We start from the raw sequence: 14,698 nt of genomic DNA on the forward strand, positions 1-14,698 counted from the left end.
CGCAAACGTTTGTAGGCCGTGAGGATCCGTTCGCTTGATCCATGTCATGGACGGGGTGCACAGGAAGTGGGCGATCCCGCAACAGCACGGGTTCCAGCGTGGTGCTACAGTCCTGCGCTTGTGACTTCAGGTCCTTCCCGTACCCCTTTTCTGGCAACAGCAAAGGCGGGTCGCAATCCGCCAACCGGTCAAGCCGTGTCGCGGAAGGTTCATAACCAGCCGATAGCTCCGGAAGCCGGGGCAGAGGTGAGCGAAAGATGATGCAGCAATACAGCTCGAACTCCTATCTGTTCGGGGGCAATGCTCCCTACGTCGAGGAGATGTACGAGCAGTACCTCGACAACCCGGGCGCCGTGCCCGACAACTGGCGCGCCTACTTCGACGCCCTGCAGCACGTCCCCGCGGTGGACGGCAGCGACAAGCGCGACGTCCCGCACGCCCCCGTCGTCGAGTCCTTCGCGCAGCGCGCCAAGGCCAACGCGCTCAACAACAAGGTGTCCTCCGCCGAGCTCGAAGTGGCCGGCAAGCAGGTGCACGTCCAGTCGCTGATCGCCGCGTATCGCACGCTCGGCTCGCGCTGGGCCGACCTGGACCCGCTCAAGCGCACCGAACGCGCCAAGATCGCGGAACTGGAACCCTCGTCCTACGGCCTCACCGAAGCCGACATGGACCGGACCTTCAGCGCCACGAACACCTATTTCACCAAGGCCGAGCGCATGACCCTGCGCGAGATCGTGCAGGCCTTGCGTGACACCTACTGCGGCTCCGTCGGCGCCGAGTTCATGCACGTCACCGAGCCGACCGAGAAGCGCTGGTGGCAGGAGCGCCTGGAGGCGATCCGCAGCAAGCCGACCTACACGGCCGAGAAGAAGCAGCAGATCCTGGAGCGCCTGACGGCCGCCGAAGGCCTGGAGCGCTACCTGCACACGAAGTACGTCGGCCAGAAGCGTTTCTCGCTGGAAGGCGGCGAGAGCTTCATCGTCTCGATGGACGAGCTGGTGAAGTGCGCCGGCGTCCGCGGCGTGCAGGAGATCGTGATCGGCATGGCCCACCGCGGCCGCCTGAACGTGCTGGTGAACACCCTGGGCAAGATGCCCAAGGACCTGTTCGCCGAGTTCGACCACACCGCCCCGGAAGACCTGCCCTCGGGTGACGTGAAGTACCACCAGGGCTTCTCCAGCGACGTGACCACCCCCGGCGGCCCCGTCCACCTGAGCCTGGCCTTCAACCCGTCGCACCTGGAGATCGTGAACCCGGTCGTCGAGGGCTCGGTCAAGGCGCGCATGGACCGTCGCGGCGACAAGACCGGCGAGCAGGTGCTGCCCGTGCTGGTGCACGGCGACGCGGCCTTCGCCGGCCAGGGCGTCGTGATGGAGACGCTGGCGCTGGCGCAGACGCGCGGCTACTACACCGGCGGCACCGTCCACATCGTCATCAACAACCAGATCGGCTTCACCACCAGCGACCCGCGCGACACGCGCTCGACGCTGTACTGCTCCGACGTCGTCAAGATGATCGAGGCCCCGGTGCTGCACGTGAACGGCGACGATCCGGAAGCGGTCGTGCTGTGCACGCAGCTGGCGCTGGACTATCGCCAGCAGTTCAAGAAGGACGTCGTCGTCGACATCGTCTGCTTCCGCAAGCTGGGCCACAACGAGCAGGACACGCCGGCGCTGACGCAGCCGCTGATGTACAAGACCATCGCCAAGCATCCGGGCACCCGCAAGCTGTACGGCGAGAAGCTGGTGGCCCAGGGCGTGCTGGACGCCGACGGCCCGGACGGCATGGTCAAGGCCTTCCGCGCCGCGATGGACGAAGGCCGTCACACCGTCGACCCGGTGCTGACCAACTTCAAGAGCAAGTACGCGACCGACTGGACCCCGTTCCTCGGCAAGAAGTGGACCGACAGCTGCGACACCGCGCTGCCGGTGGCCGAGTGGAAGCGCCTGGCCGAGAAGGTCACCACGCTGCCCGGCAACTTCAAGGCTCACACGCTGGTGGAGAAGGTCATCGCCGACCGCGCGGCCATGGGTCGCGGCGACATCAACGTCGACTGGGGCATGGGCGAGCACATGGCCTTCGCCTCGCTGGTGGCCTCGGGTTACCCGATCCGCCTGTCCGGCGAAGACTGCGGCCGCGGCACGTTCACGCACCGCCACGCGGTGCTGCACGACCAGAACCGCGAACGCTTCGACGAAGGCATCTACATCCCGCTGCAGAACGTCGCGGAAGGCCAGGCCCCGTTCGTCGTGATCGACTCGATCCTGTCGGAAGAGGCCGTGCTGGGCTTCGAATACGGCTACGCCGCCGCCGACCCGCACACGCTGACCATCTGGGAAGCGCAGTTCGGCGACTTCGTGAACGGCGCGCAGGTCGTCATCGACCAGTTCATCGCCTCGGGCGAAGTGAAGTGGGGCCGCTCCAACGGCCTGACGATGATGCTGCCGCACGGCTACGAAGGCCAGGGCCCCGAGCACAGCTCGGCCCGGCCTGGAGCGCTTCATGCAGCTGGCCGCCGACAACAACATGCAGATCGTCCAGCCGACGACGGCGTCGCAGATCTTCCATCTGCTGCGTCGCCAGATGCTGCGCATGTTCCGCAAGCCGCTGGTCATCCTGACGCCCAAGTCGCTGCTGCGCGCCAAGGACGCCACGTCCCCGGTCAGCGAGTTCACCAAGGGTGAGTTCCGCACCGTCATCGGCGAGACGAGCGCCGAGATCGACGCGAGCAAGGTCAAGCGCGTGATCGCCTGCTCCGGCAAGGTGGCCTACGACCTGATCAAGGCCCGTGGCGACAAGAAGGATGTCGCGATCATCCGCGTCGAACAGCTGTATCCGTTCCCGCACAAGGCGTTCGCGGCCGAACTCAAGAAGTACCCGAACCTCGCCGAGATCGTGTGGTGCCAGGACGAGCCGCAGAACCAGGGCGCCTGGTTCTTCGTGCAGCACTACATCCACGAGAACATGGCCGACGGCCAGAAGCTCGGATACGCGGGCCGTCCCGCCTCGGCCTCGCCGGCCGTCGGCTACGCCCACCTGCACCAGGAACAGCAGAAGGCGCTGCTGGAGCAGGCCTTCGGGAAACTGAAGGGTTTCGTGCTGACCAAGTGAGTCATTGCGGACGCCGCGCGCCGCAATGACACCGGCGCCGGGGACGGGCACAAGCTCCCCGGCGACCGGCAGGCGCAAGGCTCCGGTTTACTGAAAAACCGAGAGAAAAAACATCATGGCAATCGTTGAAGTCAAAGTCCCCCAGCTGTCCGAATCGGTCGCCGAAGCGACCCTGCTCCAGTGGAAGAAGAAGCCCGGCGACGCCGTGGCCATCGATGAGATCCTGATCGAGATCGAGACCGACAAGGTCGTGCTCGAAGTGCCGGCACCGTCCGCCGGCGTGCTGGCCGAACTGGTCGTCGGCGACGGCGGTACCGTCACGTCGGACCAGGTCATCGCCAAGATCGACTCCGAAGGCAAGGCCGGTGCCGCGGCTCCGGCCGCCGCCGCCGCTCCGGCACCCGCTGCTGCCGCCGCCGCTCCGGCCGCCGCTGCCGCCTCGTCGGACAGCAAGGCCGGCATCGCGATGCCCGCCGCCGCGAAGATCATGGCCGACAACAACCTGCCCGCCGGCTCGGTGTCCGGCACCGGCAAGGATGGCCGCGTGACCAAGGGCGACGTGCTGGGCGCGATCGAAGGCGGCGCCAAGCCGGCCGCGATCCCCGCGCCGGTGCAGGCCCCGGCCGCTCCGGCCAAGGCGCCGCTGCAGGCCGTCGCCGCGCCCGTGTCCGCCAACCTGGGCGACCGTCCGGAACAGCGCGTGCCGATGAGCCGCCTGCGCGCCCGCATCGCCGAGCGCCTGCTGCAATCGCAATCGACCAACGCCATCCTGACCACGTTCAACGAAGTGAACATGGCCCCGGTGATGGAGCTGCGCAAGAAGTTCCAGGACAGCTTCACCAAGGAACACGGCACGAAGCTCGGCTTCATGAGCTTCTTCGTGAAGGCCGCCGTGCACGCGCTGAAGAAGTACCCGGTGCTGAACGCCTCGGTCGACGGCAACGACATCGTCTATCACGGCTACTTCGACATCGGCATCGCCGTCGGCTCGCCGCGCGGCCTGGTCGTGCCCATCCTGCGCAACGCGGACCAGATGAGCTTCGCCGACATCGAGAAGAAGATCGCCGAGTTCGGCAAGAAGGCCCAGGAAGGCAAGCTCGGCATCGAAGAGATGACCGGCGGCACCTTCTCGATCTCCAACGGCGGCACCTTCGGCTCCATGCTGTCGACGCCCATCATCAACCCGCCGCAATCGGCCATCCTGGGCGTGCACGCGACCAAGGACCGTGCCGTCGTCGAGAACGGCCAGATCGTGATCCGTCCGATCAACTACCTGGCGATGTCCTACGACCACCGCATCATCGACGGCCGTGAAGCCGTGCTGGGTCTCGTGGCCATGAAGGACGCGCTGGAAGATCCGGCTCGCCTCCTGTTCGACATCTAAGCCAAGGACGATCGACACATGAGCAAGCAATTCGACGTCGTCGTCATCGGCGGCGGCCCCGGCGGCTACATCGCGGCGATCCGCGCGGCGCAACTGGGCTTCAACACGGCCTGCATCGACGAGTGGAAGAACGACAAGGGCGGTCCCGCCCTGGGCGGCACCTGCACCAACGTCGGCTGCATCCCGTCCAAGGCCCTGCTGCAGTCGAGCGAACACTTCGAGCACGCCGGCCACGGCTTTGCCGACCACGGCATCTCGATGAACGACCTGAAGATCGACATCGCCAAGATGATCGGTCGCAAGGACGCCGTCGTGAAGCAGAACAACGACGGCGTGCAGTACCTGTTCAAGAAGAACAAGGTCACGTTCTTCCACGGCCGCGGCTCGTTCGTGGCGGCGAAGGACGGCGCTTACGAGCTGAAGGTCGCCGGCGCCGCCGAGGAGACCATCACGACCAAGCACGTGATCGTCGCCACCGGCTCCAACGCCCGCCAGCTGCCGGGTGCCCCGTTCGACGAGACCAACATCCTGTCCAACGACGGCGCGCTGCGCATCCCGGCCGTGCCGAAGAAGCTGGGCGTGGTCGGTTCCGGCGTCATCGGCCTGGAAATGGGCTCGGTGTGGCGCCGCCTGGGCGCCGAGGTGACGATCCTGGAAGCGCTGCCCGCCTTCCTGGGCGCCGCCGACGAGTCCGTCGCCAAGGAAGCCGCCAAGGTCTTCAAGAAGCAGGGCCTGAACATCGAGCTGGGCGTGAAGATCACCAGCGTCGAGAACGGCAAGGACGGCGTGGCCGTGAAGTACACGGATGCCAAGGGCGGCGAGCAGACGCTGGCGGTCGACAAGCTGATCGTCTCGATCGGCCGCACGGCCAACACCATCGGCCTGAACCCCGAAGCCGTGGGCCTGAAGCTCGATGAGCGCGGCGCCGTGATCGTCGACGACGAGTGCAAGACCAACCTGCCCAACGTGTGGGCCATCGGCGACGTCGTGCGCGGTCCGATGCTGGCGCACAAGGCCGAGGAAGAAGGCGTTGCCGTGGCCGAGCGCATCGCCGGCCAGCACGGTCACGTCAACTTCAACACGATCCCGTGGGTCATCTACACGAGCCCCGAGATCGCGTGGGTCGGCAAGACCGAACAGCAGTTGAAGGCGGACGGCGTGGCCTACAAGGCGGGCCAGTTCCCGTTCCTGGCCAACGGCCGCGCGCGCGCGCTGGGCGACACGACCGGCTTCGTCAAGTTCCTGGCCGACGCCAAGACCGACGAGATCCTGGGCGTGCACATCATCGGCCCGATGGCCTCGGAGCTGATCGCCGAGTCCGTGGTCGCGATGGAGTTCAAGGCCTCGGCCGAGGACATCGCCCGCATCTGCCACGCGCACCCGTCGCTGAGCGAAGCGACCAAGGAAGCGGCCCTGGCCATCGACAAGCGCACGCTGAACTTCTGAGCTCCGGCTCGAAGCGCATCGGACGCATGAACGGAAGGGGCGGCGCGAGTCGCCCCTTTTTCCATCTTGTCCGCGCTGCGCAGGTTCCCTGATCTGAACGTCTCGAACGCCGCCGCTTGACCACCGCATGACTACCGTTACCGAGCTCTACCACCAGACCCTCGCCGAACGCGGCTACACCGCCGACGCCGCGCAGCTGCGCGCCGTCGCCTCGCTGCAGCGCTGCCAGGACGAATGGGCCGACTACAAGGCGCGGCGCTCCAATGCGGTGACCAAGTTCCTCGTGCGGCCGCCCCTGCCGCGCGGCGTGTACATGTTCGGCGGCGTCGGCCGCGGCAAGAGCTTCCTGATGGACTGCTTCTTCCAGGCCGTGCCGCTGACGCGCAAGACCCGGCTGCACTTTCACGAGTTCATGCGCGAGGTCCATCGCGAGCTGCAGGAACTCAAGGGCATCCAGGATCCGCTGGACGAGCTCGGCAAGCGCATCGCGCGGCGCTTCCGGCTGATCTGCTTCGACGAGTTCCACGTCGCCGACGTCACCGACGCGATGATCCTGTACCGGCTGCTCGACGCGCTGTTCAAGAACCGCGTGTCGATCGTGACGACGTCCAACTTCCATCCGGACGGGCTCTACCCGAACGGGCTGCACCGCGACCGCATCCTGCCGGCGATCGAGTTGCTGAAGCAGAACCTGGAAGTCATCAACGTCGACAACGGCACCGATTACCGGCAGCGCTCGCTCGAGCATGTCGAGCTCTATCACACACCGCTGAACGCGCAGACCGAGGCGGCGCTGACGACGGCCTTCGAATCACTGGCCGAGGCGCGTGACGAGGCCCCGATCCTGCACATCGAGCACCGCGAGATCCGCTCCCGGCGCCGCGCCGGCGGCGTGGTGTGGTTCGACTTCTCGGAGCTCTGCGGCGGGCCACGCTCGCAGAACGACTACCTGGAACTGGCGACGCAGTTCCACACGATCATCCTGTCCAACGTGCCGGCGATGCCGCCACGGCTGGCCAGCGAGGCGCGCCGCTTCACGCTGCTGGTCGACGTGCTGTACGACCGGCGCGTGAAGCTGATCATCTCCGCGGCCGTTCCGGCGGAGCAGCTGTACACCGAGGGCCCGCTGGCGCACGAGTTCCCGCGCACCGTGTCGCGGCTGCAGGAGATGCAGTCGAAGGAATACCTGGAGCTCGAGCGTCGCGACGTCGATACCCGGTTGACCTGACCCCTGCTCCTGCGCGTCCACGCCCATCCCCACTCGCGGTTCCCTCCGATTGGGGTGTAGGGAAGTCACCGGCGGGCGTGTCACTGGAACGAGCGTCGCCGGATGCGATGATCACGTCCATGACTTTCCGCCCAGTCCTTGTTCTCCTGCCGATGGCGCTGTCGGGCATGGCTGCCTCGACGGCCGTCTGCGCGGCGGAGATGACCCGCGCCGAGATCGGCGCCGCCCGCGCGCGCATCGAGCAGACCTACCAGGCCAAGGTCCGCGAGTGCAACCAGCGTTTCGTCGTCACCGGCTGCCTGGAAGACGCCCGCGACGAACGCATCCGCCAGCTGCGACCGCTGGACCACGCCGAACACCAGGTCAATGCCGAGGAGCGCCAGCGTCGCAGCGCCGCCGCGCGCGAGCGCGTCCAGCAGAACGAGCGCGAGGCGGCCAAGGACGAAGCCCGGCGCAAGACCGAATCGGTGCGGGAAGCGGCTCAGCCGGCATCGGCGCCGACGGTGCCGGGGGCGCGTACACCGCGCGCCAATCCGGAACTGCATCAACGCCGCGAGGCCAAACTGGATGCCGAGGCGAAGGCCGAGGCGGCCAAGCGCCGCGAGGCCGCCGCGGAGCGCCGTCAGAAGGCGTTGGACCGCCAGCGCAAGGCCGGTGAGCAGCAACTGCGCTCGGCGGGGAAGGCGGCCTCCGCGGCGTCCGCGCCGGTCGGCAAGAACACGAAGCCGCCCGCGGCCCATCTGCCGACGCCGTCAGCCTCCGACATCCGCGCGTTGCCCAAGCCCTGAAGCGTCGAAGCGGGGGGGGCGTCATCCGATCCCCCGCGCCGCTCAATGCAAAACGCCGGTCGCGAGACCGGCGTTCTTCATGGCGAGGCGGGGAGGGCGCCCGCCCGGCGTCACTCGAGCGGATCCACCCGCACGATCGCCAGCGACAGGTTGTCGCCAGTGCCCTTGGCGCGCTGGCGCGCCTTGTTGACCAGCAGCTCGGCGCCGTCGCGCGGCGGCAGGCTGTGCATCACCGTGCCGAGCTCGGCCGGCGAGAAGTAGTGCCACAGCCCGTCGCTGCAGCACATCAGCGTGTCGCCGTGCTCCAGGTGCTCGATGTAGGACTCGACCGGCGTCGGTTCCTGCACGGTGCCCAGGCAGGCGGTCAGCAGGTTCGACTGCGGATGGACCAGCGCTTCGTCCTCGGTGATCTGGCCTTCGTCGACCAGGCGCTGCACGTAGGACTGGTCCAGCGACCGCGTCACCATGTTGGGGCCGCGGAAGTGGTAGATCCGCGAGTCGCCGGTATGGATCCAGAAGCAGCGCCGGTCCGACGTCAGCAGGTAGGCGGCCAGCGTGCTGTGCGGCTCCTCCTCGGCCGAGATCGCCGTCAGGCGGATCATCAGGTGGGCTTCGGACACGATCTGGCGCAGCAGCTCGGATTCGTCCTCCTCCCCGGGGACGAAACGTTCGAACAGTTGCTGGGCGGTGAGGATGACCTGGTCGGCGGCCTTGCGGCCGCCGCTCTTGCCGCCCATGCCGTCGGCGACGATGCCGAGCACGCAACCGCTCTGTCTGGGATGGGCGATGACCTGGACCTGATCCTGCTGGTACAGACGATCGCCGCGATGGATGCCGGTGGCGGCGCTGAGGCGATAGCCTGGGGTGTTGCGACTCATCCCAAAACTATAATCGTCCGGCTCGGCTTCCCGGTCGGGTGGTTCCCCGTTTATGGATGAACAACTTCACTCTCCAGCGCGCCGTCTGATTGAACTTCGCATCGCCCATGCGGAGTTGGACGGCCGTATCGACGCATTGATGGGCGCCGTGCGCGCCGACGTCGTCGCGGACATCAGTCCGGTTCCGGCCATCGGGGCCATCGCGGCGATCGCTGGCGAGCTGGCCCTGCCGCCCGTCGACGAACTGACGCTGCGCCGGTTGAAGAAGCAACGCCTGGCGCTGCGCGACGAGATCGCGCGGCTCGAACGGGCCAGCGATCCCGATGAGCCGGCCTGACCGACACGATCCCGCCATCAACGACTCGACCGACCACTCCTCCGAGGATTCGACCGACGATCTGATGGCTGACGCTCCCTGGGGCGCGGCCGAGGCGTCGCCGGTGCTGGCGGCGTCCCGCGCCCGCGCGGCGGCCGAGGAGCTCCGCCCGGGTGAGCTGGAACAGTCGGTGATCGCCGCGTTCGACACGGGCGGTCCGCTGTCACGACATGGCCCCGGCTATGCGCCCCGAGCGCCTCAGCAGCGCATGGCGCTGGCCGTCGCGCAGGCGATCGCCGGGCGCGACACGCTGGTCGTCGAGGCCGGCACCGGCGTCGGCAAGACCTTCGCGTACCTGGTGCCGGCGCTGCTCAGCGGCGGCCGCACGCTGATCAGCACGGCGACGAAGAGCCTGCAGGACCAGCTCTTCATGCGCGACCTGCCGCGGCTGCTGGACACCTTCGCGCTGCCGCTGCGCGCCGCGTTGCTGAAGGGGCGAGGGAGTTACCTCTGCTTGCACCGGCTGCAGCAGGCGCGCCACAGTGCGGAACTGCCTGATCGACGCGCCGTCGCGCAACTCGCGCGCATCGAGCGATGGGCGATGACGACGCACACCGGCGACTTCGCGGAGATCGACGGCATGGACGAGCGCTCGCCGGTGATCCCGATCGTCAGCTCGACGCGCGACAACTGTCTGGGCACCGACTGCCCGTCCTACCGCGACTGCCACGTCGTGAAGGCACGGCGCGAGGCGATGGAGGCGGATCTGGTCGTCGTGAACCACCACCTGTTCTTCGCCGACCTGGTGCTGCGCGACAGCGGCGTCGCGGAGCTGCTGCCCAGCGTCGAAGTCGCGATCTTCGACGAGGCGCATCAACTCCCCGAAGCCGGTCTGAACTTCCTGGGCCGTCTGCTGGGCAGCGCCCAGCTGTTCGACTTCGGACGCGACATGCTCGCGCAAGGCCTGGCACATGCGCGCGGGCTGCAGGAGTGGCAGGCCATCTCCGGCGGCGTCGAGCGCGCGGCCCGTGCGCTGCGGCTGGCCTGTGCCGGCGGACGCGAACTGCGTGGCGTGCTCAAGCTGCGCTGGAGCGAGTGTTCGGGCCGCGCCGATTTCGAAGAGGCGCTGGTGCAGGTCACGCAGGCGATCGAGCTCAGCGTGGACGCTCTTGCGACGGTGATGGAAGTCGGGCCGGACCTCGTGCGCCTGCACGAGCGCGCGGTCGAGCTCTACAAGACGGCGCAGCTGTTCGCGCGGGCGCCGGATCCGGGCGCGGTGCGCTGGGTCGATGTCGGCACGCACCAGGTCCGCCTGATGGAATCGCCGCTGGACATCCGCGAGGCGATGCAGGAAGCGCTCGCCAGCACGCCCAAGGCCTGGGTGTTCACGTCGGCCACGCTGGGCGAGGACGACGCGCTCACCTGGTTCACCGAGCCCGCCGGTCTGGGGCAGGCGCGCACGCTGCGTGTCGGCAGCCCGTTCGACTACGCGTCACACGCGCGGCTCTACGTGCCCAAGCATTTCCCGAAGCCCTCGGAGCCCGACCATGGCGAATCGGTGGGCTGGCTCGGCGCGCGCCTGGCGGCGCGACTCGGCGGTCGCACCTTCATCCTGACGACGACGCTGCGTCAGCTGCAGACGGTGGCCGACGTGCTGCGCCAACGCTTCGAGGAAGGCGGCCATCGCATCGAGGTGCTGGTGCAAGGCACGATGCCGAAGCGACAGCTGCTGCAGCAGTTCGTCGATCAGCCGGCGTCGGTGCTGGTCGGCTCGGCGAGTTTCTGGGAAGGCATCGACGTGCCCGGCGACGCGTTGCAATGCGTGCTCATCGACAAGCTGCCGTTCCCGCCGCCGAACGATCCGCTGGTCGAAGCCCGCGTCGCGCGCCTGGAGTCCGAGGGCCGCAACCCCTTCATGGAGTACTTCGTCGCCGAGGCCGCGATCGCGCTGAAGCAGGGCGCCGGCCGCCTGATCCGCACCGAGACCGACCGCGGCCTGCTCGTCGTCTGCGATCCGCGCCTGGCCGGCTCGCACTACGGCAAGCGCCTGCGCGAGGCGCTCCCTCCGATGACGCAGGTACCCGACGAGACGACGGCGCAGGCCTGGCTCGCCGAGCTGAAGGCTTCCCACGACGCCTGAACGAAACAGCCCGCTCAAGAGCGGGCTGCAGTTTGAGGGCGCCGAGATCTGGTGGGCTGAAGCTTGCCAGACTAGGCGCGAGGGGCCGCCGCATAGCAGCGCTATGCAAGGCCCCGAGCAACGACGTATGGCGAGCTTCAGCCCACCAGATCAGCTCACCAGATGACCCACCAAGCCCTGTCTTTAGGTTTGGCCTTGCCAGTCGTCAGGTAATAACTGTCCGGGAAGCTTGCCTGCAGCACGCGGCGGCTGTCATCGCGCAGCTGTTCCAGGCCGAGCTTGTCATAGCTCTGCACCATCAGGAACAGCGCCTCTTCCAGCGCGGGTGCGTTCTGGAATTCCATCAACGCGGCCTGCCCACGGTTCGCCGCCGCGAGATACGCGCCGCGGTTGTAGTAGTAGCGCGCCACATGCACCTCGTAGGCCGCGAGGCTGTTGGTGATGTAGTCGATGCGGATGCGGCCGTCCTCGGAGTACTTCGATTCCGGGAACTGCTCCACCAGCTGCTTGAACGCCTGCATCGAATCGCGCGCGGCCTGCTGGTCGCGTTCGCTGATGTCCTGGCGCGCGATGCGGCCGAACAGGCCGAGGTCGTCGTTGAAGTTGACCAGGCCCTTCATGTACAGCGCGTAGTCCAGCGCCGGGCTCGACGGGTTGAGCTTGATGAAGCGGTCCAGCACCGTCACGGCCTGCACGCGCTCGCCGCTCTTGTAGTTCGCCCAGGCCAGGTCCAGCTGCGCCTGCTGGCCCAGCGTCGTGCCCGCGGCGCGGCCTTCGATGCGTTCCAGCGTCTTGATCGCCCGGTCGTAGGAGCCGGAGAGCATGTCCTCCTTGGCCTCTGCGTACAATTTCTCCAGGTTGGCCTGGGAATTCGGGGTCCTCCTTGGGGGCCGACGAACAGGCCGCCAGCCCCAGCACGGCAGCGGCCGCGGCGGTCATCGCCACGCAGCGCCACGCGGCGCGCCAGGAGCCGGACGCTTCAGAAGAATCCGCGGTCCGGCGGCGCAACACCCGAGTCTCGATCATGGTCCACAGGGCGCGCGCCACGGCGGCCCTCATCTGAAATTGGAGCGGCGATTATATGGTTCAGGTCGGTCACGACCCGGCGGCGCAGGACGGGCTTTACCCTGGTGAGAAACCAGGGGAGGCGCCGGCGCAGGCAGCCCTCTCCGAGGGCGTCGACGACGCCCAGGACGTCGGGGTCGACGTCCCCGAACGCCGCAGCGCCGAGGCCGGGCGCGACGAGATCGCGCTGCGCCTCGACAAATGGCTGGTGCAGCTGGCGCCGGAGTTCTCTCGCAGTCACCTGCAGGGCCTGATCGAGCGCGGTTGCGTCACGCTCGACGGACAGCTCGTCACCCACGCGTCGCGCAAGCCCCGGCTCGGGCAGACGCTGGTCGTCGACCTGGTCCCGACCGAGGAAGCGTTGGCCTTTCGCCCGGAACCGCTCGCGCTCGACATCGTCTTCGAGGACGAGCACCTGCTCGCGGTGAACAAGCCGGCCGGGTTGGTCGTCCATCCGGCCGCGGGCAACTGGTCCGGCACGCTGATGAACGGGCTGCTGGCCCATCACGCCAAGGCGGCGACGCTGCCGCGCGCGGGCATCGTGCATCGGCTGGACAAGGACACGTCGGGCCTGATGGTCGTCGGCAAGACGCTGCCGGCGGTCACTGCGCTCATGCGGATGATCGCGGCCCGGGAGGTCCATCGCGAGTACCTGGCCCTGGTCCATGGCCGCACGCCCGACGAGTGGATCGTCGACGCGCCGATCGGCCGCGATCCGCAGTCGCGCACGCGGATGGCCGTCGTGGGTGGCGGCAAGCCGGCGCGCACCGATTTCTTCAAGCTGGCCGAGGGCGAGTGGCAGGACGCGCGCGGCCTGAACCGAACCGTCTCCGCGCTGCACTGTGTGCTGCATTCGGGGCGCACGCACCAGATCCGCGTGCACGCCGCGCACCGCGGACACGCGCTGGTGTCGGACGCCCTCTACGGCGGGGCCGAGGCGCTGGGCGTGCCGCGCCAGGCGCTGCACGCCGCGCGGCTCGGTTTCGCCCATCCGATCACCGGCGAACCGCTGCGCTTCGAGGCCCCGTTGCCGGCCGATCTGGCGTCCGGGTGGCGCGTCTCGGGTTTGCCCGATCCGGTGTTCTGAGAGCGGTGCGCCCGCTCGCGCTACAATGCGTCCCAGTACTTGCGCTGAGACCAACGTGAAGAGCGTGCGCAAGACGGCGGCGGGCTGGCAGTCGACCCCGTTCGCAGCGCAGGCCGCACACCGACGCGGCGCCCCACTGACCGGCCGGATCCACCACTGAGCGGCGGCCGTTGGAGCACAGAGCTCCCAAGCAAGCAGATCGAATCCGTCCGGCGCGGCCCGTTGCCGTCGCCGGCGCCCAAGATGGCGACACACACCGATTTGACCGGCCTCCAGGCCGGCCTGACGAACTGAGTTCATGGATACGCAGGAGGCGAAGCGGGTCCTGGAAACGGCGTTGCTGTGCGCGCAGGCGCCGCTGACGCTGCGTGACATGCGCTCGCTGTTCGCGGACGAGCTCAACGGCGACAGCGTGCGGACGCTGCTCGACGAGTTGCTGCGCGAGTGGGAAGGGCGCGGCGTCGAGCTGGTGGCGCTGTCCTCCGGCTGGCGCTTCCAGAGCCGGCCCGAGATGCGCGAGCATCTGGACCGGTTGCACCCGGAGAAGCCGCCGAAGTATTCGCGGGCGGTGCTGGAGACGCTGGCGATCATCGCCTACCGTCAACCGGTGACCCGCGGGGACATCGAGGACATCCGCGGCGTGGTGGTGGCGACGCCCATCATCAAGCAGCTCGAGGACCGCGACTGGATCGAGGTCATCGGGCATCGCGAGGCGCCGGGCCGGCCGGCGCTGTATGCGACGACGAAGCATTTCCTGGACGACCTGGGGCTGCATTCGCTGGAGCAACTGCCGGCCTTGATCCAGGGCGGCGACCCGACGCCGATCGCCGGGGCGCTGCAGGCCTCGCTGCTCGAGGAACCGCCCGGCGACGTGGTTGTCGAACTCGATCCGCCGGAGCCGGAGATCCAGCCGGGCGAGCCGGTGGCGGAGGTCGAGGCCGCTGAAACGGTGGGAAGCGCCCAAACCGGCGAGCCCGCCGAAACCGTCGACGCGGCAGAAGTTGCCGAGACGGCGGAAGTCGCGGAGGCGACGGAAGTCGCGGAGACGACGGAAGTCGCGGGGACGGCAGAGGCTGCCGAGACCGCTGAAACGAACCTGGCGACGCCCGAATCTTCGGACGCCGCCACTGAAGACGAATCCAAGCCGGCCGCCTTGCGTGATCCGGGTGAAGAACCACAGGCCGGGGCCGTCAACCCCGAGCCCACTTGAGCGCCCCGGGAAGGGGCCGTGTCCACCGCTGACAAGGTGCAAGCC

At 68.1% G+C, this 14,698-nt stretch carries 10 protein-coding genes and 1 pseudogene; 9 read left to right on the forward strand and 2 right to left on the reverse strand.

What is annotated here, in order from left to right:
* Positions 1–257: 257 nt before the first annotated feature.
* The 5 genes and pseudogenes from ACFJIX_RS15960 to ACFJIX_RS15980 all read left to right on the forward strand — a co-directional run bounded on the left by ACFJIX_RS15960 (position 258) and on the right by ACFJIX_RS15980 (position 7,957).
* Positions 258–3,111 (forward strand): annotated as a pseudogene (locus ACFJIX_RS15960) (2-oxoglutarate dehydrogenase E1 component).
* A 115-nt stretch (positions 3,112–3,226) separates the two neighbouring features.
* Positions 3,227–4,495 (forward strand): 2-oxoglutarate dehydrogenase complex dihydrolipoyllysine-residue succinyltransferase, encoded by a 1,269-nt coding sequence (gene odhB / locus ACFJIX_RS15965; RefSeq protein WP_377152618.1) that lies wholly within the window; start codon positions 3,227–3,229, stop codon positions 4,493–4,495.
* 18 nt (positions 4,496–4,513) lie between these two features.
* Complete coding sequence (lpdA, locus tag ACFJIX_RS15970) at positions 4,514–5,941, forward strand: dihydrolipoyl dehydrogenase (protein WP_377152620.1); 1,428 nt, start codon at positions 4,514–4,516, stop codon at positions 5,939–5,941.
* Positions 5,942–6,068: 127 nt separating this feature from the next.
* Positions 6,069–7,169 (forward strand): cell division protein ZapE, encoded by a 1,101-nt coding sequence (gene zapE / locus ACFJIX_RS15975; protein ID WP_377152622.1) that lies wholly within the window; start codon positions 6,069–6,071, stop codon positions 7,167–7,169.
* A gap of 119 nt (positions 7,170–7,288) precedes the next feature.
* Positions 7,289–7,957, forward strand: a complete 669-nt coding sequence (locus ACFJIX_RS15980; RefSeq protein ID WP_377152625.1) for a hypothetical protein — start codon at positions 7,289–7,291, stop codon at positions 7,955–7,957.
* Between the two features lie 110 nt (positions 7,958–8,067).
* Here the strand turns inward: ACFJIX_RS15980 and ACFJIX_RS15985 are convergent, their stop codons facing one another.
* A complete protein-coding gene (locus ACFJIX_RS15985) occupies positions 8,068–8,835 on the reverse strand; it encodes a PP2C family protein-serine/threonine phosphatase (protein ID WP_377152627.1) in 768 nt (255 codons plus the stop codon).
* A 52-nt stretch (positions 8,836–8,887) separates the two neighbouring features.
* Between ACFJIX_RS15985 and ACFJIX_RS15990 the strand changes: the two genes are divergently transcribed.
* Both ACFJIX_RS15990 and ACFJIX_RS15995 read left to right on the forward strand, forming a co-directional pair.
* The gene (locus ACFJIX_RS15990) at positions 8,888–9,172 is read left to right on the forward strand and encodes a YdcH family protein (protein ID WP_377152629.1); all 285 of its coding nucleotides are present in this window, start codon (positions 8,888–8,890) and stop codon (positions 9,170–9,172) included.
* Positions 9,159–11,291, forward strand: a complete 2,133-nt coding sequence (locus ACFJIX_RS15995) for an ATP-dependent DNA helicase (RefSeq protein ID WP_377152631.1) — start codon at positions 9,159–9,161, stop codon at positions 11,289–11,291. The genes ACFJIX_RS15990 and ACFJIX_RS15995 overlap by 14 nt, the downstream gene beginning before the upstream one ends.
* A gap of 155 nt (positions 11,292–11,446) precedes the next feature.
* Here the strand turns inward: ACFJIX_RS15995 and ACFJIX_RS16000 are convergent, their stop codons facing one another.
* Entirely contained in the window at positions 11,447–12,115 is a 669-nt protein-coding gene (locus tag ACFJIX_RS16000) for an outer membrane protein assembly factor BamD (protein WP_377152633.1), read from the reverse strand.
* A 257-nt stretch (positions 12,116–12,372) separates the two neighbouring features.
* On the opposite strand from ACFJIX_RS16000, the gene ACFJIX_RS16005 reads away from it, so the two are divergent.
* Together ACFJIX_RS16005 and scpB are read left to right on the forward strand one after the other, a co-directional pair.
* Complete coding sequence (locus ACFJIX_RS16005) at positions 12,373–13,443, forward strand: RluA family pseudouridine synthase (RefSeq protein WP_377152635.1); 1,071 nt, start codon at positions 12,373–12,375, stop codon at positions 13,441–13,443.
* Positions 13,444–13,741: 298 nt separating this feature from the next.
* Entirely contained in the window at positions 13,742–14,653 is a 912-nt protein-coding gene (gene scpB / locus ACFJIX_RS16010; RefSeq protein ID WP_377152637.1) for an SMC-Scp complex subunit ScpB, read from the forward strand.
* Positions 14,654–14,698 lie beyond the last annotated feature (45 nt).

Source organism: Roseateles sp. UC29_93 (assembly GCF_042695725.1).
Classification (GTDB): domain Bacteria; phylum Pseudomonadota; class Gammaproteobacteria; order Burkholderiales; family Burkholderiaceae_C; genus Roseateles; species Roseateles noduli_A.

Coding starts and splice junctions, on each gene's coding strand:
- odhB (WP_377152618.1), top strand. CDS start 3,227: ATGGCAATCGTTGAAGTCAAAGTCCCCCAGCTGTCCGAATCGGTCGCC.
- lpdA (WP_377152620.1), top strand. CDS start 4,514: ATGAGCAAGCAATTCGACGTCGTCGTCATCGGCGGCGGCCCCGGCGGC.
- zapE (WP_377152622.1), top strand. CDS start 6,069: ATGACTACCGTTACCGAGCTCTACCACCAGACCCTCGCCGAACGCGGC.
- ACFJIX_RS15980 (WP_377152625.1), top strand. CDS start 7,289: ATGACTTTCCGCCCAGTCCTTGTTCTCCTGCCGATGGCGCTGTCGGGC.
- ACFJIX_RS15985 (WP_377152627.1), bottom strand. CDS start 8,835: ATGAGTCGCAACACCCCAGGCTATCGCCTCAGCGCCGCCACCGGCATC.
- ACFJIX_RS15990 (WP_377152629.1), top strand. CDS start 8,888: ATGGATGAACAACTTCACTCTCCAGCGCGCCGTCTGATTGAACTTCGC.
- ACFJIX_RS15995 (WP_377152631.1), top strand. CDS start 9,159: ATGAGCCGGCCTGACCGACACGATCCCGCCATCAACGACTCGACCGAC.
- ACFJIX_RS16000 (WP_377152633.1), bottom strand. CDS start 12,115: ATGCTCTCCGGCTCCTACGACCGGGCGATCAAGACGCTGGAACGCATC.
- ACFJIX_RS16005 (WP_377152635.1), top strand. CDS start 12,373: ATGGTTCAGGTCGGTCACGACCCGGCGGCGCAGGACGGGCTTTACCCT.
- scpB (WP_377152637.1), top strand. CDS start 13,742: ATGGATACGCAGGAGGCGAAGCGGGTCCTGGAAACGGCGTTGCTGTGC.